Annotated in this window: 20 protein-coding genes and 1 pseudogene; 15 read left to right on the forward strand and 6 right to left on the reverse strand. The window is 71.8% G+C overall.

Annotation, left to right across the window (positions count from 1 at the left end; genetic code table 11):
• Positions 1–154 precede the first annotated feature (154 nt).
• The 3 genes from NZH93_RS48405 (at position 155) to NZH93_RS48415 (ending at position 3,227) form a co-directional block, all read left to right on the forward strand.
• A complete protein-coding gene (locus NZH93_RS48405; protein ID WP_030473247.1) occupies positions 155–364 on the forward strand; it encodes a helix-turn-helix domain-containing protein in 210 nt (69 codons plus the stop codon).
• Positions 365–430: 66 nt separating this feature from the next.
• Entirely contained in the window at positions 431–1,231 is an 801-nt protein-coding gene (locus NZH93_RS48410; protein ID WP_259630149.1) for an enoyl-CoA hydratase/isomerase family protein, read from the forward strand.
• A 97-nt stretch (positions 1,232–1,328) separates the two neighbouring features.
• Complete coding sequence (locus NZH93_RS48415; RefSeq protein WP_259630173.1) at positions 1,329–3,227, forward strand: ABC transporter ATP-binding protein; 1,899 nt, start codon at positions 1,329–1,331, stop codon at positions 3,225–3,227.
• Here NZH93_RS48415 and NZH93_RS48420 read toward each other — a convergent pair.
• Positions 3,199–4,812: a penicillin-binding transpeptidase domain-containing protein gene (locus NZH93_RS48420; RefSeq protein ID WP_259630150.1), complete on the reverse strand. Its 1,614-nt coding sequence runs from the start codon at positions 4,810–4,812 to the stop codon at positions 3,199–3,201. The two genes, NZH93_RS48415 and NZH93_RS48420, sit on opposite strands and share 29 nt — an antisense overlap.
• 106 nt (positions 4,813–4,918) lie before the next feature.
• On the reverse strand, positions 4,919–5,659 hold the full coding sequence (locus NZH93_RS48425; RefSeq protein WP_259630151.1) for an SIS domain-containing protein: 741 nt from the start codon (positions 5,657–5,659) through the stop codon (positions 4,919–4,921).
• 125 nt (positions 5,660–5,784) lie between these two features.
• Here NZH93_RS48425 and NZH93_RS48430 point away from each other — a divergent pair, with 125 nt between their 5' ends.
• Both NZH93_RS48430 and NZH93_RS48435 read left to right on the forward strand, forming a co-directional pair.
• Complete coding sequence (locus tag NZH93_RS48430; RefSeq protein ID WP_259630152.1) at positions 5,785–6,540, forward strand: DeoR/GlpR family DNA-binding transcription regulator; 756 nt, start codon at positions 5,785–5,787, stop codon at positions 6,538–6,540.
• Positions 6,533–7,687 (forward strand): MFS transporter, encoded by a 1,155-nt coding sequence (locus NZH93_RS48435; RefSeq protein ID WP_259630153.1) that lies wholly within the window; start codon positions 6,533–6,535, stop codon positions 7,685–7,687. Before NZH93_RS48430 ends, NZH93_RS48435 begins: the two co-directional genes overlap by 8 nt.
• On the opposite strand, the gene NZH93_RS48440 is transcribed toward NZH93_RS48435, so the two are convergent.
• The 4 genes and pseudogenes from NZH93_RS48440 to dapA all read right to left on the reverse strand — a co-directional run bounded on the left by NZH93_RS48440 (position 7,667) and on the right by dapA (position 10,276).
• A complete protein-coding gene (locus NZH93_RS48440; RefSeq protein ID WP_259630154.1) occupies positions 7,667–8,242 on the reverse strand; it encodes a nucleotidyltransferase family protein in 576 nt (191 codons plus the stop codon). The genes NZH93_RS48435 and NZH93_RS48440 overlap by 21 nt on opposite strands.
• 4 nt (positions 8,243–8,246) lie before the next feature.
• Positions 8,247–8,423, reverse strand: a pseudogene (locus NZH93_RS48445) (helix-turn-helix domain-containing protein); the annotation flags it as partial.
• 95 nt (positions 8,424–8,518) lie between these two features.
• Complete coding sequence (locus NZH93_RS48450; protein WP_259630155.1) at positions 8,519–9,349, reverse strand: alpha/beta fold hydrolase; 831 nt, start codon at positions 9,347–9,349, stop codon at positions 8,519–8,521.
• Between the two features lie 36 nt (positions 9,350–9,385).
• On the reverse strand, positions 9,386–10,276 hold the full coding sequence (gene dapA / locus NZH93_RS48455) for a 4-hydroxy-tetrahydrodipicolinate synthase (protein WP_259630156.1): 891 nt from the start codon (positions 10,274–10,276) through the stop codon (positions 9,386–9,388).
• Between the two features lie 73 nt (positions 10,277–10,349).
• Here dapA and NZH93_RS48460 point away from each other — a divergent pair, with 73 nt between their 5' ends.
• From NZH93_RS48460 to NZH93_RS48505, 10 genes are all read left to right on the forward strand, one after another.
• A complete protein-coding gene (locus NZH93_RS48460; protein WP_259630157.1) occupies positions 10,350–11,258 on the forward strand; it encodes a LysR family transcriptional regulator in 909 nt (302 codons plus the stop codon).
• Between the two features lie 77 nt (positions 11,259–11,335).
• Positions 11,336–12,034, forward strand: a complete 699-nt coding sequence (locus tag NZH93_RS48465) for an alpha/beta hydrolase (RefSeq protein WP_259630158.1) — start codon at positions 11,336–11,338, stop codon at positions 12,032–12,034.
• Positions 12,035–12,049: 15 nt separating this feature from the next.
• Positions 12,050–13,324 (forward strand): NAD(P)/FAD-dependent oxidoreductase, encoded by a 1,275-nt coding sequence (locus NZH93_RS48470; RefSeq protein WP_259630159.1) that lies wholly within the window; start codon positions 12,050–12,052, stop codon positions 13,322–13,324.
• Positions 13,318–14,040, forward strand: coding sequence for a DUF1365 domain-containing protein (locus NZH93_RS48475; protein ID WP_259630160.1), 723 nt, complete (start codon positions 13,318–13,320; stop codon positions 14,038–14,040). Before NZH93_RS48470 ends, NZH93_RS48475 begins: the two co-directional genes overlap by 7 nt.
• Positions 14,037–15,278, forward strand: a complete 1,242-nt coding sequence (locus tag NZH93_RS48480) for an SAM-dependent methyltransferase (RefSeq protein ID WP_259630161.1) — start codon at positions 14,037–14,039, stop codon at positions 15,276–15,278. The genes NZH93_RS48475 and NZH93_RS48480 overlap by 4 nt, the downstream gene beginning before the upstream one ends.
• A 167-nt stretch (positions 15,279–15,445) precedes the next feature.
• Positions 15,446–16,141, forward strand: coding sequence for an RNA polymerase sigma factor ShbA (gene shbA, locus NZH93_RS48485; RefSeq protein WP_259630162.1), 696 nt, complete (start codon positions 15,446–15,448; stop codon positions 16,139–16,141).
• Between the two features lie 27 nt (positions 16,142–16,168).
• Positions 16,169–17,206: a carbohydrate kinase family protein gene (locus tag NZH93_RS48490; protein WP_259630163.1), complete on the forward strand. Its 1,038-nt coding sequence runs from the start codon at positions 16,169–16,171 to the stop codon at positions 17,204–17,206.
• 305 nt (positions 17,207–17,511) lie between these two features.
• Positions 17,512–19,626, forward strand: coding sequence for a transglycosylase domain-containing protein (locus tag NZH93_RS48495; RefSeq protein ID WP_259630164.1), 2,115 nt, complete (start codon positions 17,512–17,514; stop codon positions 19,624–19,626).
• 479 nt (positions 19,627–20,105) lie between these two features.
• On the forward strand, positions 20,106–20,891 hold the full coding sequence (locus NZH93_RS48500) for a M23 family metallopeptidase (protein WP_259630165.1): 786 nt from the start codon (positions 20,106–20,108) through the stop codon (positions 20,889–20,891).
• Positions 20,892–21,139: 248 nt separating this feature from the next.
• Complete coding sequence (locus NZH93_RS48505; protein WP_259630166.1) at positions 21,140–22,090, forward strand: LLM class F420-dependent oxidoreductase; 951 nt, start codon at positions 21,140–21,142, stop codon at positions 22,088–22,090.
• The last annotated feature ends 4 nt before the right edge of the window (positions 22,091–22,094 follow it).

Here is a 22,094-nt window from a genome sequence, read left to right on the forward strand (position 1 = left end):
GCAAGCGTGATCAAAGGGGTGGCTGTCCGTGATCATCTGATCACGGACAGATCATTTTGCATGATCGCCTGGCGTTCTGGTCCGTCGTGTTCGATCATTGCGACGACAGGGGCCCGAAAGCGGCCCGACCTGCTCGGACGGAAGGCGGGACATGGTGGCTGACCTGAAGAAGGGCGCCCGGATCACCGGCGCCACACGGGACAAGCTGGCCGCTGACCTGAAGAAGAAGTACGAAAAGGGCGCGAGCATCCGGGCGTTGGCTGAATCGACCGGGCGCTCCTATGGCTTCGTCCACCGGGTTCTGTCCGAGTCCGGTGTCACGCTGCGCGGTCGCGGTGGCGCCACCCGAACCAAGAAGAAGTAAGCTACCCTCCGGTAACAACCGGGTGCTGATCACTGGACGGCGCCCACCGGACCCGGAGGTTCCAGCATGTCGGCCACGCCCATCGACGCCGGTTTGCTGGAACGTGGCGGTGTGCGGCTCGTCGTGGACGGGCCGCGCGCGACCATCACCCTCGACCGCCCCGATGTGCTCAACGCGCAGACGCCCTCCACCTGGCAGGCGTTGCGGGCGATCGGTGAAGGCCTGGACCCGGACGTCCTCGTGGTGGTCGTCCGGGGTTCTGGTCGTGCGTTCTCCGCGGGTCTCGATCGGCGGATGTTCGCCGGTGGGGTGCCGGGAGAGCCCGGTCTGGCGGAGATCGTGGCGCGCGGGCCCGAGGCGGGCGCGGCGCTGATCGCCGAGTTCCAGGAGGGGTTCCGCTGGCTGCGCGACCCGGCCAGGGTGACCGTGGCCGCCGTGGCGGGCCACGCGATCGGGGCCGGTTTCCAGCTCGCGCTGGCGTGCGACATCCGGATCGTCGCCGAGGACGTCAAGTTCTCCATGGCCGAGACGTCGCTGGGCCTCGTGCCGGACCTGGGTGGAACGCTGCCCCTGGTCAGGGCGGTGGGGTACGCGCGCGCCGCCGAGATCTGCGTGACCGGGCGCCGGGTGGGCGCCGAGGAGGCGCTGCGGATCGGCCTGGCCAACTCGGTCGTGCCCGTGGACGGGCTGGACGCCGCCGTGGACGAGCTGGTCGCCCCGATGACGCGGGCGATGCCGGGCGCCGTGCGGGAGACGCTGGCGCTGATCGCCGGGGCCGCCGACGGCGCCTCGGTCGGGGAGCAGTTGGCGGCGGAGCGCGAGGCGCAGTTGCGCAGGCTCGCGGAGTTCGCCGCCCTCGCGAAGTAGGCCCGCCGCCCGTTCGCCTGTCAGCGAACAGGGAAGCACACCGTTCCACGTGGTGTTGACTCACGACGTGGACAGTGGATTCGGTGGCTGGGGCCTGATGATGAGCGCGATGCGCGCGGCCGACGCGCCCAAGGGGGTGCGGGCCGGGACGTTGCGCAGGGTGCTCACGTTCGCCCGCCCGCACCGGGCGAAGTTGATCGCGTTCCTGCTGCTCACCGTCGTCTCGTCGGTGTTGGCGGTGAGCACGCCGCTGCTGGCGGGCCGGGTCGTCGACGCCATCGTGCAGGGGCGCGCGGTGTCGGTCGTCGTCTGGCTGGCCGTGGCCATCGCGGTGATCGCCGTGGTCGACGCCGGGCTCGGGCTGGCGGAGCGCTGGCAGTCGACCCGCATCGGCGAGGGCCTGATCTACGACCTGCGCCGCGCCGTCTTCGAGCACGTGCAGAAGATGCCGGTCGCGTTCTTCACCCGCACCCGCACCGGCGCGCTGGTCAGCAGGCTCAACAACGACGTGATCGGCGCGCAGCGCGCGTTCACCTCGACCCTGTCCGGGGTGGTCACCAACGTCATCCAGCTCTCGCTGACGCTGGTCGTGATGCTCACCCTGTCGTGGCAGGTGACGGCCCTCGCGCTCCTGCTGCTGCCGGTGTTCGTGCTGCCCGCCCGCCGGATGGGCAACCGGATGGCCGACCTCCAGCGCGAGGCGGCGAACCTGAACGCGGGCATGACCACGCAGATGACCGAGCGCTTCTCGGCGCCCGGCGCGACGCTGGTGAAGCTGTTCGGACGGCCCCGCGAGGAGGCCGACGAGTTCGGCGACCGCGCCCTGCGCGTGCGGGACATCGGGGTGAGGACCGCGATGGCCACCCGGTGGTTCATGACCGGCCTGACGCTGGTGTCCGCGCTGGCCCAGGCGCTGGTCTACGGGCTCGGCGGGTACCTGGCGCTGACCGGGCACCTCGCCGCGGGCACCGTGGTGTCGCTGGCGCTGCTGCTGTCCCGGCTGTACGCGCCGCTGACCGCGCTGGCCAACGCGCGGGTGGACGTGATGACCGCGCTGGTGTCGTTCGAGCGGGTCTTCGAGGTGCTCGACCTCAAGCCGATGGTCGCGGAGGCCGCCGCGCCGAAGCCGGTGCCCGACGGCCCGGTGTCGGTGGAGTTCGACGACGTCCGGTTCGGCTACCCGTCGGCGGACAAGGTGTCGCTGGCCTCGCTGGAATCGGTGAGCACGCTCGACACCCGCGGCGGGCAGGAGGTGCTGCACGGCATCAGCTTCGTGGCCGAGCCGGGGCAGCTCGTGGCGCTGGTGGGGTCGTCCGGCGCGGGGAAGTCGACGATCGCGTCGCTGGTCCCGCGGCTCTACGACGTGGAGTCCGGCTCCGTCCGGCTGTCCGGCGTGGACGTCCGCGAGCTGGGGTTCGACGACGTCCGCGGCGCCGTCGGCGTCGTGACGCAGGACGGGCACCTGTTCCACGACACGATCCGGGCGAACCTGCTCTACGCGCGGCCCGAGGCCACCGGCGAGGAACTGGCGGACGCGATCGGGCGGGCCCGGCTGGGCACGCTGGTCGACTCGCTGCCGGACGGGCTGGAGACCGTGGTGGGCGAGCGCGGCTACCGGCTGTCCGGTGGTGAGCGGCAGCGGTTGACGATCGCCCGCCTGCTGCTGGCCCGGCCGCGCGTGGTCATCCTCGACGAGGCGACGGCGCACCTGGACTCGGAGTCCGAGACGGCCGTGCAGGCCGCCCTCACCGAGGCGCTGCGAGGGCGGACCGCGCTGGTGATCGCGCACCGGCTGTCCACGATCAGGGCGGCCGACCAGATCCTGGTGGTGGAGGACGGGGAGGTCGTGGAACGCGGCAGCCACCACGACCTCCTCGCCGCCGAGGGCCGCTACGCGGACCTGTACCACACCCAGTTCGACGAGTCGCCGCAGGTCAGCGTGGTTCCGACGCCGAAGCTCTCGCTCGTCACAGAGCGCCCAGGAACGCCGCTGTGACGCCGACCGCCGCCTTCGACGAACCGGCGTCCACCACGAGCACCGCGAACGCCGTCGTGCCCCGGTAGCCGACGAACCAGCCGTGCGAACCGGTGCCGTCGCCGAACTGGGCGGTGCCGGTCTTGCCGAACACCTGGCCGAACGGGGCCAGCGCCGTCGCCGTGCCGCCCGTGACGACCTCGCGCATCATCGGGCGCAACGCCTGGGCGACGCCCGCGGGCAGGCCGGTCGGCGCCTTGGCCGTGACCGTGGGGATCTCGCGGATCAGGATCGGCGTCGGGGTGGTGCCGCCGTTGGCGACGGTCGCGGCGGCCAGCGCCATGCCGAACGGCGTGGTCTGCACCCGGCCCTGGCCGATGCCGTTCTCCACCCGTGAGGCGACGTCCTGCGCGGCCGGGACCTTGCCGGTGTTGGTGGTGAGGCCCGCGACCGTGAAGTCGGCGCCGATGCCGAACCGCAGCGCGGCGTCCGTCAGCGCGGTCGGGGGCAGGTCCGCCGCCAGTTTGCCGAACGTGGTGTTGCACGACTGGGCGAACGCCGTGCGCAGCGGGACCGTGCCGAGGTCGAACCTGCCGTCGTTGGGGATGCGCCGGGTGCCGATGGTGGCCTCGCCGGGGCACTCGACGGGCGTGTCGATGGTGACGCCGCCGTTCTCCAGCGCGGCCGCCGCGGTGATCATCTTGAACGTGGAGCCCGGCTCGTGCAGGTAGGCGAGCGCGACCGGTCCGGTGGCGGTCGCCACCGCGTTCTGCGCCACGGCCAGCACCTCGCCGCTGGTCGTGTCGAGCGCGACGATCGCCGCCTGCTGCGGGACGCCGTCGACGGCCGCCTGCGCCGAGTCCTGCACGGCCTTGTCCAGCGTGAGGGTGGCGGACCTGGTGACGACGGCGGCCTTCTCGTGCAGCGTGGCCGCGGGCTCGTTCGACGGGGTGAACGCGGCCACCTTCCAGCCCGGCGTGCCCGCGAGGCCGCCCACGGCGGTGCGGACGCCCGGCATGATCGCGGCGGCGTAGGCGCCGGTGTCCTTCGGCACCGGACCGCCGTCGCGGTCCAGCAGGGCGCCGTCGCCGGACTGCGGCAGGAACGCCAGTGCCTGGCCCTCGGTGAGCTGAGGGTGCACAAGCGCGGGGGTCCAGTGCACGCGCCACTGCTTGCCGTCGCGCTTCAGGTCCAGCACCGTCTGGTACGACCAGGGCGAACCACCGGGCAGCGTCCACGTCACGTCCGCGGTGATCTTGGCCTCCGCGGCGTCCGGTGTCGTCGGCGGCACGGCCCCGAGCCGGGCCTGGAACGTCGACGCGGGCGTCATGCCGGTCTTGCTCCTGGCCAGCGCGGGGGCCGCGACCTGCTCGGCGTCGGTGGTCTTCGCGGCCGCGGTCGTGTCACCGGCGGCGAACGCCGTGAGGAAGGCCTGCGCGACCGTGCCGGGAGACCCCGCCTCGGGGTCCCAGCCGACCTTCGACCCCGGCGAACGGCCGGGGTCGGGACCGGCGCCCGCCCAGACCACGGCGCCGCCGACCCCGATCACCACCGCGGCCGTCAAACCGCCCGTGACCAGCACGATCCGGCGCGTTCTCGCGTTCATCGACCAACCCCCCACTCACGGCACCCCTTGGTGCCGACCCCTTGTCGGAGAACGTAGCGAGGGTGTGTGGAGGTTCGGTGGCGATTCGGCGGTGATGTGCCGGTGATCAGCCCAACTGCGGGATCCGGGTCTGGTAGTGCCGCAGCAGGTCGGCGTTCGCCGCGTCGCCGCCCTCGACGTTCGCGCTGCGCCACAGCGGCAGGTGCACCTTCTGCTCGGCGGCCTTGTCGAAGAGCCGCACCATCAGCAGGTTCCACAGGAACGCGGTGGCGACCGTGGAGATGGCCGCCGTCACGGGCTCGTCGGCCGGGTAGGTGGCGTCACCGGGCGGCACCACGTTGTCCAGCACCACGGTCGCCACCTCGGCGAGGGTGGTGCCCGCGCGGCGCGGGGCCAGCGCGCTGGCGGCGACCGAGGTGACGGCGACGACCGGGCAGCCCGCGTCCACGGCCTGGACCGCCAGTTCGACGGGGTAGGGGTTCACGCCGGACGTGGAGAACACGAACAGCACGTCGTGCGCGGCCAAACCGGTGTCGCGCAGGACTTCCGCGGCCAGACCCGAGCGGCGTTCCGCGGCGGTGCTGCTGATCGCGCCGTGCATCGGCAGCAGTTCGGGGTGGTAGACGGGCCGCACGCAGGCGAGCCCGCCCGCCCGGTAGAAGGTCTCCGCCACCGCGGCCAGCGAGTGGCCCGCGCCCGCCGTGAGGACCATGCCGTCGGCGAGCACGCTGGCCAGGACCAGCTCGGCGACGTCGTCCAGCGCGGACGCGTTCTGCTGCTCCACCCTCAGGAGGTGGTCGCGGACAACGTTGCCGTAGTCGGATCCGGTCACGGTCTCGCTCGTCATGCGGTCGTCCTCCGTCGTCGTGGGCCGCAGTGGTCCACACCACTCGGCAAGGGTGTAGTCCTACCTGATGGATGGTCTTCGCGAAAGCCTTGTGGTTCGAACATGTCGTGTGTTCGTATGAACACGTGGATAGTGCGAAGCGGCATGAGCTGATCCTCCAGAGCCTCCGCCACGGTGAACGGGTGACCGTGGCGACGCTCGCGGAGCTGATCGGGTGCTCGGAGATGACCGTCCGGCGGGACCTCGACACGTTGGAGCGCGACGACCTGCTGCGCCGGGTGCGCGGCGCCGCGGTAGGCATGCTGACCAGCGAGGAGACCCCGTACGCCGCGCGCGGCAAGCACCGGCTGGACGTGAAGCGCCGCATCGCGCTCGGCGTCGCCGAGCTGATCGACGACGGCGAGAGCATCGTGGTCGACGGCGGCACCACGACGCTGGAGGCGGCCCGGCTGCTGGTCGACCGCAGGCTGACCGTGCTCCCGTTGAACCTGCACGTGGCCAACGCGCTCAAGGGGGCGGACCGCGTTCGCCTGGTGATGCCCGGCGGCGACATGCGGCCGGGTGAGCTGTCGTTCATCGGGCCGCTCACCGAGTACGCGTTCCAGGTGATGCGCTTCGACACGATGGTCCTCGGGAGCTGCGGGCTGAGCGTGCGCAACGGCATCTCCTCGCACGACCTCCAGGAAGGCGCCGTCAAGAAGGCGGCCGTGACCGCGTCCGCCCGCGTGATCGCCGCGGTGGACAGCTCGAAGTTCGGCCGCACGGCCTTCGGCCGCGTGTGCCCGATCGAAGCCATCGACGTCCTCGTCACCGACGAGGACGCCCCGTCCGACGAGGTCGCCGCCCTGCGTGCCGCCGGCGTGGAGGTCCACCTTGTCTGACGCCCTGCTCACCGCTCGGCCCAAGGTCGCGCGCGTGTCGACGGCACTGGTGTTCGCGGTCCACGCCGCCGTGTTCGCCGCGTGGACCCCGCACATCCCGGACGTGAAGGACCGCCTCGGCCTCAACGACGGCACGCTCGGGCTCGCGCTGCTCGGCGCGCCCGTCGGGTCGGTGATCGCGATGCTGGCCGCGGGCGGCGCCATCGCCAGGTGGGGCAGCAAACGCGTGGTGCTGCTGACGTTCCTCGCCTACGCCCTGGTCTCGCCCGCGCTCGGCTTCGCGCCATCGCCGGTGTGGCTGTTCGTCGCGCTCGCGTTCTGGGGCGGGTTCCAGGGCGCGCTCGACGTGGCCATGAACTCGCAGGGGATCGCGGTCGAATCCGCTTACGGCAGGCCGATCCTGTCGAGCTTCCACGCCTGGTGGAGCGCGGGCGCGTTCGTCGGCGTCGGCATCGGCGGGCTGGCCGTCGGGTTCGGGGTGGACCTGCGCGCCCAGATGATCACCTGCACGGTGCTGCTGCTCCTGGCGGCGTGGCCGTTGACGCGCGGCATGTTCGGCGACGACCGCGCGGTCGACGAGCACAAGCTGGGCCTGCCGTGGCGCGACCGGCGCGTGCTCGTCCTGGGCGCCATCATGTTCGGCGGTCTGCTCTGCGAGGGCGCGATCGGCGACTGGGCCGCGGTGTACCTGCGCGACACCGTCGGCGTGCCGGTCGGCCGCATCGGGCTCGGCTACGCGGTGTTCGCGGTGATGATGTTCCTCGGCCGGGTCGGCGGCGACGGCTGGGTCGCGCGGTTCGGGCCCGCCCGCGTGGTCGGCGTGCTGGCGGCGCTGGGCGGGACGAGCTTCGCCATCGCGCTGGTCGCGGGCCAGTTCTGGTTGGCGCTGCTGGGGTTCGCCCTGTTCGGCCTCGGCATCGCGTGCATCGTGCCGGTGGTGTTCAGCTCCGCCGCGGCGCAGTCCGACGCGCACGCCGGGCAGGCCATCGCCGGTGTCGCGACGGCGGGCTGGGCCGGGTTCCTGCTCGGTCCGCCGCTGATCGGCCTGCTCTCGCACGCCACGTCGCTGACGCTCGCGCTCGGCGTGCTCCCGTTGTGCTGCCTGGGGATCGCGCTGGCGGCCAGATCACTCCGCCCAGCGGCCTAGGTCCTGCGGGCGGTCCACGTCCGAGCCGTCGGCGACGTCCTCGCACGGAACGGCGAGGACGTCGTGGGCGCGGAGGTAGTCACGGGCGCCCGCGTCGCCGGTGGAGGTCTCCAGCACCCCCGCCCAGTGGGCCCGGCCGATCAGCACGGGGTGGCCGGGCTCGCCGTGGAAAGCGGCGCGCGCCAACGCGTCGGGGGTGGCGAGCGCCGCCAGCCGTCGAACGGCCTCGGCGGTCACCCCTGGGGTGTCCACGGGGAGCACGACCACGGCGGTGGCGGCGGTGGCCGCCACCGCGGTCAGCCCGACCCTCAGGGACGACCCCATCCCGGTCGGCCAGTCCGGGTTGTCCAGCACGAGCGCGGCACCGAGCGACGCGCGGGCCCGCACCTGGTCGGAGGCCGCGCCGAGCACCACGACGACCGGGTCGCACCCGGCCAGCCGCAGCGTCTCGGCCGCGGACTCGACGAACAGCGAACCGCGGTGGGTGACCAGCGCCTTCGGACCGCCGAAGCGCCGCCCGGCACCGGCGGCGAGCAGCAACCCGGCGATCGACATGCGGTCAGACTAGGGCTTCGTGCCCGACCAGGTCGGCCCTGCGGCCCACGCCGAGCTTCCGGTACACCCTGGTCAGGTGCTGCTCCACCGTGCTCACCGTGATGTGCAGGCGTTTCGCGATGGCTCGGTTGGTGTGGCCGCCCGCGGCGAGGGTCGCGACCCGCCACTCCGAGTAGGTCAACTCCGTCATGCACTGATCACGTCGTAGAAGCTTCAACGGTTCACGCGTGGCCTAGATTCGCCAAACGGGAATGCCCCGCCGCGGCCCCGATCCGGTCAGCGGACGGACAGGTGCGCGACCAGCAGGCTGCTCATCAGCTCCGAGGCCTCGTCCGGGATCCAGTGCGACACGTCCTCCACCATCTGGAAGTGGTACGGCCCGCTCACCCAGTTCTCCGTGTCGAACGCCGCCGTCGACCCGAACACGGTGTCCTCGGTGCTCCAGATGTACATCGTCGGCACGGACACCTTGTCGACCCGGCTGCCCGCCCGGCCCGCGCGGTACCAGTTCAGCGCCGCCGTCATCGCGCCCGGCTCGGACAGCCGCCGCACGTACTCGTCGACCTTGCTCGGCGACACCTTCCACTCGAACAGCCTGCGCAGCGCCTCGCCGTCGTTGTCGAGCATCCGCTGCTCGGTGTTCGAGTTCCGCCACTCGGTCATGTACTGCGACCGCGCGTGCTGGTCCTCGTCGGTGCGGATCGCGGCGGCCAGCGCGGCGGGGTGCGGCGTCGACACGGCGGTCAGCGACCGCAGCCGGTCCGGGTGGTCGGCGGCGGTGTGCCAGGCGACCGCGGCGCCCCAGTCGTGGCCCACCAGGTCGAACACCGGCCACGCCAGCTCGTCCGCCACGGCCAGCACGTCGCCGACGAGCTCGGAGATCCCGTACTGGGCGGCGACCGTCGGCCGCACGCCGGGGGAGTAGCCGCGCTGGTCGGGCGCGACGGCCCGGTAGCCCTGCGCGCCGAGCACCTCCACCTGGTGGTCCCAGCACGACGCGCCCTGCGGGAACCCGTGCAGCAGCAGGACGGGACGGCCGTCCTCGGGACCGGCGCCGATGGCGTCGAAGATGCCTGCGGGGGTGGGGATGCTCAGGTGTTCGACCACGGCCGGGACTTTAGTGCGTGGCCCCCGCGCCCGCGCTCAGGCGGGCGCGGCGGCGGTGGCCAGCGCGTCCGCCAGCCGGGCGAGGTGGGGCGGCGGGGATTCGAGCAGCGGCAGGCGCACCGAGGCGTGCGGGATGACCCCGAGTTCGGCCAGCGCCGCCTTGGCCATGATCGCGCCCTGCGACGTCCGCATCACGGCGTCCACCAGCGGCAGCAGCGACCGCTGGACCGCCCTCGCCGCGTCGAGGTCGCCGTCGCGGACCGTGCGGATCAGCTCGGCGTTGCGGTCGGCGGCGACGTTGCCCACGACGCTGACGACACCGGTGGCGCCGCACGCGAGGTAGGCGAGGTTGAGCTCGTCGATGCCGCAGTAGTAGGCCAGCGACGTGCGGGCCATGACGGACATCGCCTCGAACAGGTCGCCCTTGGCGTCCTTGACCGCCCGGATGCGTGGGTGGTCCGCGAGGGCGACCAGCGTGGACTCCGCCATCGCGACGCCGACGCGCGCGGGGACGTCGTAGAGCATCACCGGCAGGTCGGTGGCGTCGGCGACGGCCGTGCAGTGCGCCACCACCCCGGCCTGCGTCGGACGGGAGTAGTACGGGCAGACGAGCAGCAGCGCGTCCGCCCCGGCGGCCTCGGCCGCGCGCGCCCGTTCGATGCTGACCGCCGTGTCGTAGGTGCCGACCCCGGCGACCACCCGAGCCCGGCCCGCCGTCCGGTCCGCCACGGCGCGGACGATCCGGGCCGCCTCGGCGTCGGTCAGGGTCGGCGCCTCGCCGGTGGTCCCGTTGACGACGACGCCGTCGCACCCGGTGGCCAGCAGGTGGTCGACGAGGGAGTCGAGCCCCGGTTCGCTGAGCGCGCCGTCGGGGGTCATCGGGGTCACCGCGGCGACGAGGTTGGAGCCGAAGAGCTGATCGGTCATGGTCCCGATGCTGCCTGCGCCGACAGGTGTGGTCCAGCGATGCTTTTTTGCCGATACCGCGTAGTTTTGCTTCATGGTCGACGTCGGAGCGTTGCGCGCACTGCGGTCGGTGGCCGAGCTGGGGACCCTGTCGCGGGCGGCTGACGAGCTGGGGTTCACGGCTTCGGCGGTGTCGCAGCAGATCAAGCGGCTGGAGCGGCAGGTCGGGGTGCCCGTGCTCGCGCCCGCGGGCCGCGGGGTCGTGCTGACCCCGGCAGGGCAGGCGGTCGTCGACTCGGCGTCCGAGGTGTTCCAGGCCCTCGAACGCTGCGCCGAGGCGGCCCGGTCGGCGTCCGAGGGCGCGCCGAGCGGCGTGCTCCGCGTGGTCGCCTTCTCGACCGCCGTCCGCGGACTGCTCGCACCCGTCCTGCCACGGCTGAAGGCGCGCTGCCCGGACCTGCGCCTCCACGTCGTCGAGCTGGACCCCGACCAGGCCCTGCACGGCGTGGAGTCCGGCACGGCCGACCTCGCGATCGTCCACGACGCCGACGGGCTGCCCACCCCCGTGCCGCCGTCGCTGGCCCAGCGCCACCTGCACACCGACGCGGGCGACCTCGTCGTCCACCGGGAGCACCCGCTCGCCCGCGCCGCCCAGCCGCTCGACTGCCCGGACCTCGCGGGCCACGCGTGGGTCACCAGTCCGCCCGGATCGGTGTGCCACCAGTGGTTCCGCCGACTCGTCGCGGACGTGCCGGAGGACCCGGACGTGCGCCACCTGGTCGACGACTTCGCCACCCAGCTCTCGCTGGTCGCCTCCGGCGACGTGATCGCCCTGATCCCCCGCCTCGCCCGCCCGCCGCTGGGGGAGGAGCTGGTGTCCCTGACCCTGCGGCGGCGGCCGGAACGGGAGGTGACGGCGGCGTGGCGGCGCAGCGCCGACGCCAGTCCGGCCATCCGGGCGGTGCTCGCCGAACTGGGCTCCCCGACACCCTCGGACGGGTGATCCCCGACAGCGTGAAGTCCTTGTGATCTGGATCGCAATGCTCAACCGGTGACGGCCGTCCGCACGAACATCTCGTCATGGAGCCCCAAGTCGACGTGTTCGCGGCGTCGACCGACGTGCGCGCCGTGGCACTCGTGCTGCACGGCGGACGGTCACGCGGTCACGGCCCGGTGAACCGCTACCAGCTCGCCGTCCTGCGGATGGTGCCGTTCGGGCGCGCCCTGCACGCCGCGGGCCGCCACCACGGACTCGAGGTGCGGATGCTCCGCTACCGGGTGCGCGGCTGGAACGCCCCGGACCTGGACCCGGTCCGCGACGCCCGCTGGGCGCTCGCCGAGGTCGAGCGCGAGCACCCCGGCGTCCCGGTGGTGCTCGTCGGCCACTCCATGGGGGGTCGCACCGCACTGCGCGTCGCGGACCACCCGACCGTGATGGCCGTGTGCGCGCTGGCGCCGTGGATCGAGCCCGGCGAGCCGTACCGCCAGCTCGCCGGTCGCTCCCTGCTCATCGCGCACGGCGACCGCGAGCGGATGACCGACCCCGCCGCGTCCTACCGGTACGCCGTCCAGGCACGCGGGGTCGCGAGCCGGGTGGCCAGGTTCTCCGTGGTGGGCGACGGCCACGCGATGCTCAAACGGGCTCGCGACTGGACCCGGCTCGTCGTGGACTTCGTCCTGGGAGAACTGGGTTTCGAACCGCAGGCGCCCGACATCGCGAACGCCATGCGAGAGCGCACACCGGACGGCCTCGACGTCCCGCTCAAGACAGCCCACTGACGAGAGGACACACCCGTGGCACAGGAATCCGGACGTCGACGGGTCGCCGTGATCGGCAGCGGCGTGTCCGGTCTGACCGCGGCCTACCTGCTCCAGCGGCGGCACGACGTGCTGCTGTTCGAGTCGGACGACCGGCTCGGCGGCCACGCGCACACCCATGAGCTGACCACGCCGGACGGCGGCACGGCCAGCGTCGACAGCGGGTTCATCGTGCACAACGAGCGCACCTACCCGAACCTGCTGCGGTTGTTCCGCGAACTCGGGGTGTCCACCCAGGACTCCGAGATGTCGATGAGCGTGCGCTGCGACGGCTGCGGCCTGGAGTACGCCGGGGCCCGCAAGCTGCCCGGCCTGTTCGCCCAGCCGCGCAACCTGGCCAAGCCCGCGTACCTGCGGATGCTGGCCGAGGTCGTCCGCTTCCACCGGCACGCCCGCAGGCTCATCGACTCCCCGGAGGCCGAGGACGTCACGCTGGGCGCGTTCCTCGCCATCGGCGGCTACTCGCGCTACTTCGTCGACCACTTCGTGGTGCCGGTCGTGTCCGCCGTCTGGTCCTCCGGCCCCGGCCTGAGCACGCGCTACCCGGCGCGCTACCTGTTCGAGTTCCTCGCCAACCACGGGATGCTGGCCATCGGCGGCACGCCGCAGTGGCGCACCGTCGTCGGCGGCTCGCGCAGCTACGTCGACCGCGCGGTCAAGGGCCTGACCGCCGTGCACGTGTCCACCCCGGTCCGCTCGCTGGTCCGCACGGCCGACGGCGTCGAGCTGCGCGACGACGCGGACCAGAGGTACGAGGTCGACAAGGTCGTCGTGGCCACGCACCCCGACCAGGCGCTGCGGCTGCTCGGTGACGCGACCCCCGAGGAGAAGGCCGTGCTGGGCGCGTTCACCTACTCCCGCAACGAGACCTGGATGCACAGCGACCCGAGCGTCCTGCCGAGGACCAGCGGCGCCAAGGCGTCCTGGAACCTGCTCAAGACCTCCTGCCGCCAGGAGGACGGCCCGGTCGTCGTCAGCTACCACATGAACCGGCTGATGCGGCTGGTCGAACCGCTCGACTACGTCGTCACGCTCAACGCGACCGACCGGATCGACGAGCGCGCGGTCCTGGCCAAGATGGTCTACGAGCACCCCCTGTACACGCCGGAATCCGTTGCGGCGCAACGCCGCCTGCCCTCGCTCAACACCGACGTCACCGCGTTCGCGGGCGCCTACCACGGCTGGGGCTTCCACGAGGACGGCTGCGCGTCGGGCGTCAGGGCCGCCGAGAGCCTCGGGGTGAGGTGGTGACGGCCCTCTACGAGGCCGAGGTCAGCCACACCCGGCGCGAGCGGATCGACCGCTCGTTCCGGCACAAGGTCTACCTCTGGCTGGTCGACCTCGACCGGCTGCCCCGGCTCCCGTGGTGGCTCCGGCCGTTCGCCCGGTTCGAGGCGCGCGACCACTTCGGGCCGCACGACCCGGCCGTCGGGCGGACCGCCACGATCCGCGAGAACCTTGACCGGTGGCTGGCCGAACGCGGTGTCGACCTGGCGGGCGGTCGGGTGCTGATGCTCGCCAACGCCCGCCTGCTGGGCCACGTGTTCAACCCGCTGTCGGTGTTCTGGTGCCACCGCCCCGACGGCACGCTGGCGTGCGTCGTCGCGGAGGTCCACAACACCTACGGCGAGCGGCACCCGTACCTGCTGGAGACCGACGAAGCGGGCCGCGCCGAGACCGACAAGGCGTTCTACGTGTCGCCGTTCCTGGACATGGGCGGCCGCTACCTCTTGCGGCTGCCCGAACCCGACGAGAAGCTGTCCGTGACCATCGCGCTGCGGCAGGACGGGAAGACACCGTTCACCGCCGGTTTGCACGGCGTCCGCAGGACGGTGTCCCCGGCGAGCCTCACGCGCCTGCTCGTGCGCCGACCGCTGATGACCCTCCGCGTGTCCACCCTCATCCGGATCCACGGCATCGCGCTGTGGCTGCGCCGCCTGCCGATCACCCCCAGGAGTAACCGATGAGCACCCTCGACGTCTCGGTGCCCCGCCCGAACCAGGGTGTGTGGCCAGGCCTGTCCACCCCGCCGAACTCGCCGTTCAAGGCCCGGATCGCGGAGGCGCTGTTCCGCCGCGCCGTCGCGTCGCTGCCGGTGCGCGTCGTGATGCCGGACGGCGTCCGCTTCGGCGCGGGCGGCCCGGACGCGCCGGTGATGCGCATCCACCGACCCTCGGCGTTCTTCCACCGCCTCGGCGCCGACGCCAAGATCGGCTTCGGCGAGGCGTACATGGTGGGGGACTGGAGCTCGACGGCGCTGGCGGACCTGCTCAGCGCGTTCGCCGCGAAGCTCGCCACGCTGATCCACCCGAAGCTCCAGCTCATGCGCCGCTGGGTCGAACTGCGCCACCCGGACTCCGAGGCGAACTCCGTCGAGGGCGCGCGGGAGAACATCCACCGCCACTACGACCTGTCGAACGACCTGTTCGCGACGTTCCTGGACGAGACCATGAGCTACTCGTCCGCCCTGTTCGACGAGGTCGGCGACCGCGACCTGGTCCCCGGCCAGCTCCGCAAGATCGACGGCGTCCTCGACTACGCCGGGGTCCGCGAGGGCAGCCGCGTGCTGGAGATCGGCACCGGCTGGGGCGCGCTGGCCGTGCGGGCCGCGCAGCGCGGCGCCACCGTGACGTCGCTGACGATCTCCGCCGAGCAGCGCAAGCTCGCCCAGCGGCGGGTCGCCGAGGCTGGGCTGTCCGACCGCGTCGACATCCACCTGCGCGACTACCGCGAGGAGCGCGGCCGGTACGACGCCGTGGTCAGCGTGGAGATGATCGAGGCCGTCGGCGTCGAGTACTGGCCGACGTACTTCGGCGTGCTCGACCGGGTGCTGGTGCCCGGCGGGAGGGTCGGCCTCCAGGCCATCACGATGCCGCACGACCGGATGCTCGCCAGCGCGCAGAGCTACACGTGGATCCACAAGTACGTGTTCCCCGGCGGCCTGATCCCGTCCGTGCAGGCGATCGACAAGACCGTCCGCGAGCACACCGGCCTGCGCCAGGAGGCGTCCCGCGCCTTCGGCCTCGACTACGCCGAGACGCTCCGGCAGTGGCGCGAGACGTTCCTGACCAGGTGGGACGACATCAACGGGCTGGGCTTCGACGAGACGTTCAAGCGGATGTGGGAGTTCTACCTCGCCTACTCCGAGGCCGGTTTCCGGGTCGGCTACCTCGACGTCCGCCAATTCGCGTACGTGAAAGCCTGACGCGTTGGTCCGTTCGGTCGACGTGTACGCCCGACCGGGTGCCCGTAAGGCCTTTCGGCCCATCTTCGTGGTCAGCTTGAGGAGAGCGGTATCAGCGGCACGTCTGGGGACTCCTTCCTCCTGTGAGCCGGGTTGTGCCGGGACGCTTTCAGCGAGGAGGTCGCCGGATGGTCCATCCATCGTCTGTGCGCGCCGATGTCGGGTTCGGCATCGGAGCGGACGGCGACGAAGCCCCGGTCGGTCGGCCCCACGTCCGGTTGATCACGGGGTCCGCCGCCCCCGTCGTGAGCACCCAATGGCTCGTCGAGGCCGAGCTGGTCGACATCGTCGACCAGGCCCTCTCCGGCAACCGCCGAGCCGTCGAGCAGTTGCTGGCCCGCGTCCAGCCGCTCGTGCTGCGCTACTGCCGCGCCCGCGTCGGCAGCCGTGAGCGCACCCTGGTCTCGGCCGAGGACATCGCCCAGGAGGTCTGCCTGGCCGTCGTCTCGGCGCTGTCCAAGTACCGCTACGAGCCCGGCTCGTTCCTCGCGTTCGTCTACGGCATCGCCGCCCACAAGGTCGCCGACGCCCGCCGCCGCGCCGTCCGCAGCCGCTCCGAGGTCGTCCCGGAGCTCCCGGACTGCCCGACCCTGGAGGCGGGCCCCGAGCAGCGCGCGCTGAACGGCGAGACCCTGGAGACCGTCGTGCAGCTCCTGCACCGCCTCCCGGACCGCCAGCGGGAGATCCTCGTGCTCCGGGTGGCGGTCGGCCTCACCGCCGAGGAGACCGCCAACGCCGTCGGCTCGACCCCCGGCGCCGTCCGGGTCGCCCAGCACCGGGCCCTGGCACGTTTGCGCGAGATGTTGGCGTCGGTTGAGGGCTAATCCACCTCAGGCCGGCATCGTAGGGAGATGACGACCGCCGAACCGCCCGCCTTCGACGTGCTGTTGTCGGGCACGGTGTTCCTGGACATCATCTTCACCGGCCTGCCCCGCCCGCCCGCCGCGGGCACCGAGGTCTGGGCCGAGGGCCTGGGCTCGTGCCCCGGCGGCATCGCGAACCTCGCGGTGGCGCTGAGCCGCCTGCAACTGCGGACGGCGCTGGCCGCCGCGTTCGGCGAGGACGTCTACGGCGACTTCTGCTGGGAGACCCTCGCGGAGCAGGAGGGCGTCGACCTGACCTACTGCCGCCGCTTCTACGGCTGGCACTCACCGGTCACGGTCTCGATGGCCATGGAGAACGACCGCAGCATGGTCACCCACGGCCACCGCCCCCCGATCTCGGCGGACCGGCTGCTGGCCACCCCACCGGCGACCAGGGCGGCCTTCGTCCACATCCAGCCGGAGGAGGAGCAGTGGGTCACCAAGGCCAAGGCGCAGGGCGCGCTCCTCTTCGCCGACATCGGCTGGGACCGCACGGAGGTCTGGGCCCCCTCGCTGCTGAAGCGCCTGGACGGCTACGACTTCTTCCTCCCGAACGACAAGGAGGCCACCCACTACACCCGCAAGGACACGGCGGAGGAAGCCGCCGTGGCGCTCTCGGAGCACGTTCCTGTGGTGGTCGTCACCAGGGGAGGAGGGGGCGCGTTCGCCTACGACTCGTCCACGGGGGAGAAAGCGGACGTACCGGGCCTGAACGTGGCCCCGCTGGACTCCACCGGAGCGGGTGACGTCTTCGGCGCGGGTTTCGTGCTCGGCACGCTGGCGGGTTGGCCCCTGGAGCACCGGGTCCGCTTCGCCAACCTCTGCGCCGCGCTCTCCGTGCAGCACTTCGGCGGCTCCCTCTCCGCACCGGGCTGGGGCGACATCGCCGCCTGGTGGCGCACGGTGGGGAAGCGCGACGAGGGCGACCTCCAGTCCTACGGCTTCCTGGACGACCTGCTGCCGGGCCACGCCAACGCGGAGGTGAGGCGCGCGAGCGCCACCATCAGGCTCCACGGCCCGCACTAGTCGAACCGGACGCGGCACGACGGCGGGCGTCCCGGTGGCGCCCCACCGTCCGAATCGGACATTGAGGAAGCGAGGTGTCCTCGCGTCCCTCGGGGTTGAAGTCCCACCCTTCCGGGTACTAGCACCAGGACCCTTGCAGACCGCAGGGCCGCCCTCACAGGCGCCACAACCCACCAGGAGTACGTTCACCACGTCGTCGGTGTGATCGCGCAGAATTTGCCCCTCGTCGAGCAACCTGCACGCGGTCCCGTGCGACTTATAAGGACAAGGGGATCTCCGCCTGTTCGGAAGGGGTTGCTGGTTTCGTGTTGGCGCGTGCGACGGGGCTGGTCAAGTTGGTGGGGTTGTGCCTTGCGGCGGGCGTGTTGCTCGCGGCGGTCATGTTCCCCGTCGTCGGCGGTTTGGGACTCGCGTCCAACCGCGCGGCGGACACGGTCGACCAGACCTCGGGTGAGTTGGCCAAGGGGGAGTTGCCCCTGGTCACCACGGTCCAGGACATGAACGGCGCACCCATCGCCTACCTGTACGACCAGTACCGCATCCCGGTGAAGTACGAGCAGATCGCGGACACGATGAAGGCCGCGATCATCGCCATCGAGGACAAGCGGTTCTTCCTGCACAAGGGAGTGGACTGGCAGGGCATCGCGCGGGCGGCCGCCAAGGCGGGCGCCGAGGGCGAGGTGTCGCAGGGCGCGTCGACGCTGACCCAGCAGTACGTGAAGAACTACCTCGCGTTCGTGCTCGGCGGCGGCACCAACGAGGCGTACCAGAAGGCCACCGAGGCGACCGCCGGGCGCAAGCTCCGCGAGGCGCGCGTGGCACTTCAACTCGAACAGGTGATGACCAAGGAGGAGATCCTCACCGCGTACCTGAACATCGTGCCGTTCGGCAACGGCACGTACGGCGTGGGCGCGGCCTCCAAGGCGTACTTCGACACGACCCCGGACAAGCTGACCGTCCCGCAGGCGGCGATGCTCGCGGGCCTGGTCAACCAGCCCAGCGTGCTCAACCCCGGCCGGGGCGTGGACGCGGCGATCAAGCGCCGCAACACGGTGATCGACCGGATGCGCGACAACGAGGCGTTCGGCTCGGACAAGGCGGTCGCCGAGGCGAAGGCCACCGAGTACAAGGCCGCGGAGGCCGGTGTCGTGGCGGACCTGAACCTGCTGCCCAACGGCTGCGTCGGCGCCGGTGACGGCCCGGTGTACGGCTTCTTCTGCCAGTACCTGATGGACTACCTGGTCAAGTACGGGATGAAGAAGGACGACCTGCTCCGCGGCGGCTACACGATCAAGACCACGATGGACCCGGTCGCCACGGTCGCCGCCAAGCAGGCGGCCGAGGGCCAGGTGCCCAAGGACACCGAGGGCGTCGCGAACGCCATGGCGGTCGTCCAGCCCGGCCAGGACAAGCACCGCGTGCGCGCGCTGGCCGCCAACCGCGACTTCGGCAACGACGCCGCCGCCGGGCAGAGCGCCTACTCGCTCCCTGCCGAGGTGACGCGCTTCGGCGCGGGCTCCATCTACAAGGTGTTCACGGCCGCGGCGGCGCTGGACAAGGGCGTCATCGGGATCGACAAGGAGATGGACGTCCCGAACGTCTACTCGTCGAAGGTCTACAAGGACGGCAACAAGCCGTACACCGTTCGGAACTACTCGAACGGCCCCGACACGAAGATGACGCTGACCAAGGCGCTGGCGACCTCGCCGAACACCGGCTTCATCATCCTGGAGGAGCGGACCGGCCTCGACAACGTCGTGGACATGGCCTACAAGCTGGGCCTCCGCGACACGATGCAGGCGGTGAACAACGCGGGCGACCCGCTGAAGGCGGACGGCTCGAACGGCCCGTCGCAGGGCGACCAGTTCAAGCAGGACAACAGCGGCTCGTTCACCCTCGGGCCGGGCGCGACCAGCGTCCTGGAGCTGTCGAACGTCGCCGCGACCATCGTCAGCCACGGCACGTGGTGCCCGCCGACGCCGGTCGAGCAGATCCTGGACCGCGACGGCAACCCGGTGAAGCTGAACGAGCCCGCGTGCGACCAGCCCGTCGCGCCGGAGTTGGCGGACACGCTGGCGCAGGGCATGAGCCACGACGCGCTGCCCGGCGGCACGGCGTACGCCGCGTCCCAGGGCTTCAACCACCCGATGATCGGCAAGACCGGCACGACCGAGAACTACTGGTCCGTCGCGTTCATGGGCGCGACCCCGCAGTACGCGGGCGCGGTCATGACGTTCACCGACGGCGTGGCCCCGCAGGTCATCTGCGACGCCCGCGCGCCGAAGCTGTGCGGCAACAACGGCCGGAACGGCCTCACCGGTGGTGAGGTCGCCGCTCCGACCTGGTTCAACGCGATGAAGGTGATCCACGAGGGCAAGGCGCCCGTGCCGCTGGCACCGGCCGTCGCGAAGTACAAGTAGTCACCTGACGTAGCCGTTCACCGACCGCCCCGCTGGCCATGTGCTAGCGGGGCGGTCCTCGTTCGGGTGACTTGCACGATCAAGCTGATGACCAGCGGTGATGCTTCTGCCCGGCTATTGGTCTAGCGATCGGTCAACGGTCAAGTCCTGCGCCAGGTAACGGCGAAAATCGAGACTTGACGGTCTATGACTACCCTGAGTAGTGATCAGTGGGTTATGTCACCAATACCAGCACTTCGCAGCGCGAGACTTGCCCCTGTTCGTCACCTCGGGTTACGTTCCCTGCCGCTTGTCACGGTTCGATAACTAGCAGGACACGGCGTCGTCCCCGAAACGACACCGACTGGATCCCCCGCCAGACGTCCTGGTCGAACTCCCCGAGGCAGAAAGGCACACTCTTGGCCAGGCACAACACTGCGCGCGGCCGGAACGTGTTCACGGCACCCCCGAAGGCCGATGGCCGCCGTGGAGCGCACCGCGTGGAGATCACCAAGCCCACCCTCGGCGGCCGCGCCGCCGCGGCGGTCGTCGTGGCAGGCGCCCTCGCCACCACCGCGGGCGTCGTCAACGGCTGGGGCGCGGTCGACGCGCAGCCCAACACCGAACTGGCCGCCAAGCTGGCCGCGAACACCTTCGCGCCCCAGCCCGCCCAGGCGCAGGGCCCGCAGACCGTGCACGTCATCCAGCCCGGCCTGGAAGCCGCCAAGCTCATGCGCGCCCAGCAGATGGACGCGGGCCAGCACGTGGGCGAGGCCATCAAGTTCGCCCAGGACGGCTACACCGTCCGGCAGGCCGAGATCAAGCGCGTGGCCGACGAGCAGGCCGTCGCCCAGGCCGCGGAGGCGTCCAGGATCGCCGCCGAGGAAGCCGCCAAGCGGCCCAAGGTCGTCAAGCCCGCGGAGGGCAGCTTCACCTCCGGCTACGGCGGCCGGTGGGGCACCACGCACTACGGCGTCGACATCGCCAACGCCATCGGCACCCCCATCGTCTCCGCGATGGACGGCGTGGTCGTCGAGGCGGGTCCCGCCAGCGGCTTCGGCCTCTGGGTCCGCGTGCAGCACACCGACGGCACCATCACCGTGTACGGCCACGTCAACGAGATCATCGCGGCGCAGGGCACGCAGGTGAAGGCGGGCGACCTCATCGCCACCATCGGCAACCGCGGCCAGTCCACCGGCCCGCACCTGCACTTCGAGGTCTGGGTGAACGGCGGCCAGAAGGTCGACCCCCAGGCCTGGCTGACCGAGCGCGGCATCGCGCTCTAGGTCTTCCCGCCCGCCGAAGTCGTTCGCGAGGCAGGTCGTCGTGCCCGGCTCGTCGGTCCCCGATCACGCCGCCGAGCCCGCCACCGCCCGGACACCCCGAATGCCCGGACGTGGTGGCACGGCACGCGGGTATCCCGGTTCGACCGGCTCGAAACCTCCGGCCTCCACGCCGGGGGAGCGTGGAACATACCGACTGGTCGGTACCCGAGGTAGGGTATCGGCCAGTCGCGTGTTCTGAGGAGGCGCTCGTGGGTCGTTGGGGTATCACGCTGCCGTTGACCGGTGTCCCGGTGCTCCAGCACCGCGCTCTGGTCTCCGAGCTGGGCGAACTGGGCTACACCGACGTGTGGTCCGCCGAGACCACCGGCACGGACGCGTTCACGCCGCTGGCGCTCGCGGCGCAGTGGTCGGAGTCGATCCGGCTCGGCACGGCGATCACGCCGGTCTACACGCGCGGGCCCGCGCTGCTGGCCATGAGCGCCGCCACGGCGGCCGAGGTGTCCGGCGGGCGGTTCGTGCTCGGCATCGGGTCGTCGTCGCCCGCGATCGTGAACCGGTGGAACGCCGCCGAGTTCACCGAGCCCTTCAAGCGCACCCGCGACACGCTGCGCTTCCTCAAGGCCGCGCTGGCGGGGGAGAAGGTCGACGAGCAGTACGACACCTTCACCGTCCGGGGCTTCCGCCTGGAGCGCAAGCCCGAGCAGAAGGTCCCGATCATGCTCGCGGCGCTGCGGCCGAACATGCTGCGGCTCGCCGCCAAGGAGGCCGACGGGGCCATCACCAACTGGCTGGGCGCTGGCGACGTGGCCAAGGTCCGCTCCGAACTCGGCGACGCCGAACTGGCCGCGCGGATCTTCGTCTGCCCGACCGAGGACGCCGACTCCGCCCGCGCGCTGGGCAGGATGCTGATCAGCACCTACCTGACCGTCCCCGCGTACGCCGCGTTCCACGACTGGCTCGGCCGGGGCGAGGCGCTGGCACCGATGCACGAGGCCTGGGCCGCGGGCGACCGCAAGGCCGCGAACAAGCTCGTGCCGGACGCCGTCGTGGACGACCTGGTGGTGCACGGCAGCGTGGAGCAGTGCCGGGCGAAGGTGGCGGAGTACGCGGCGAACGGGGTGGACACGCCGATCATCGCCCTGCTGCCGACCGGCGCGGACCAGTTCGACCTCGTGCGCGCGCTCGCGCCGGAGGCCTGACGCC

Origin of the sequence: Umezawaea endophytica (assembly GCF_025061645.1) — a bacterium.
GTDB classification, from domain to species: domain Bacteria; phylum Actinomycetota; class Actinomycetes; order Mycobacteriales; family Pseudonocardiaceae; genus Umezawaea; species Umezawaea endophytica.

Bases quoted from the DNA above. Each gene is read 5' to 3' on its own strand.
- NZH93_RS48410 (WP_259630149.1), top strand. From the start codon at position 431: ATGTCGGCCACGCCCATCGACGCCGGTTTGCTGGAACGTGGCGGTGTG.
- NZH93_RS48415 (WP_259630173.1), top strand. From the start codon at position 1,329: ATGATGAGCGCGATGCGCGCGGCCGACGCGCCCAAGGGGGTGCGGGCC.
- NZH93_RS48420 (WP_259630150.1), bottom strand. From the start codon at position 4,812: ATGAACGCGAGAACGCGCCGGATCGTGCTGGTCACGGGCGGTTTGACG.
- NZH93_RS48425 (WP_259630151.1), bottom strand. From the start codon at position 5,659: ATGACGAGCGAGACCGTGACCGGATCCGACTACGGCAACGTTGTCCGC.
- NZH93_RS48440 (WP_259630154.1), bottom strand. From the start codon at position 8,242: ATGTCGATCGCCGGGTTGCTGCTCGCCGCCGGTGCCGGGCGGCGCTTC.
- dapA (WP_259630156.1), bottom strand. From the start codon at position 10,276: ATGACCGATCAGCTCTTCGGCTCCAACCTCGTCGCCGCGGTGACCCCG.
- NZH93_RS48460 (WP_259630157.1), top strand. From the start codon at position 10,350: ATGGTCGACGTCGGAGCGTTGCGCGCACTGCGGTCGGTGGCCGAGCTG.
- NZH93_RS48465 (WP_259630158.1), top strand. From the start codon at position 11,336: ATGGAGCCCCAAGTCGACGTGTTCGCGGCGTCGACCGACGTGCGCGCC.
- NZH93_RS48480 (WP_259630161.1), top strand. From the start codon at position 14,037: ATGAGCACCCTCGACGTCTCGGTGCCCCGCCCGAACCAGGGTGTGTGG.
- shbA (WP_259630162.1), top strand. From the start codon at position 15,446: ATGGTCCATCCATCGTCTGTGCGCGCCGATGTCGGGTTCGGCATCGGA.
- NZH93_RS48490 (WP_259630163.1), top strand. From the start codon at position 16,169: ATGACGACCGCCGAACCGCCCGCCTTCGACGTGCTGTTGTCGGGCACG.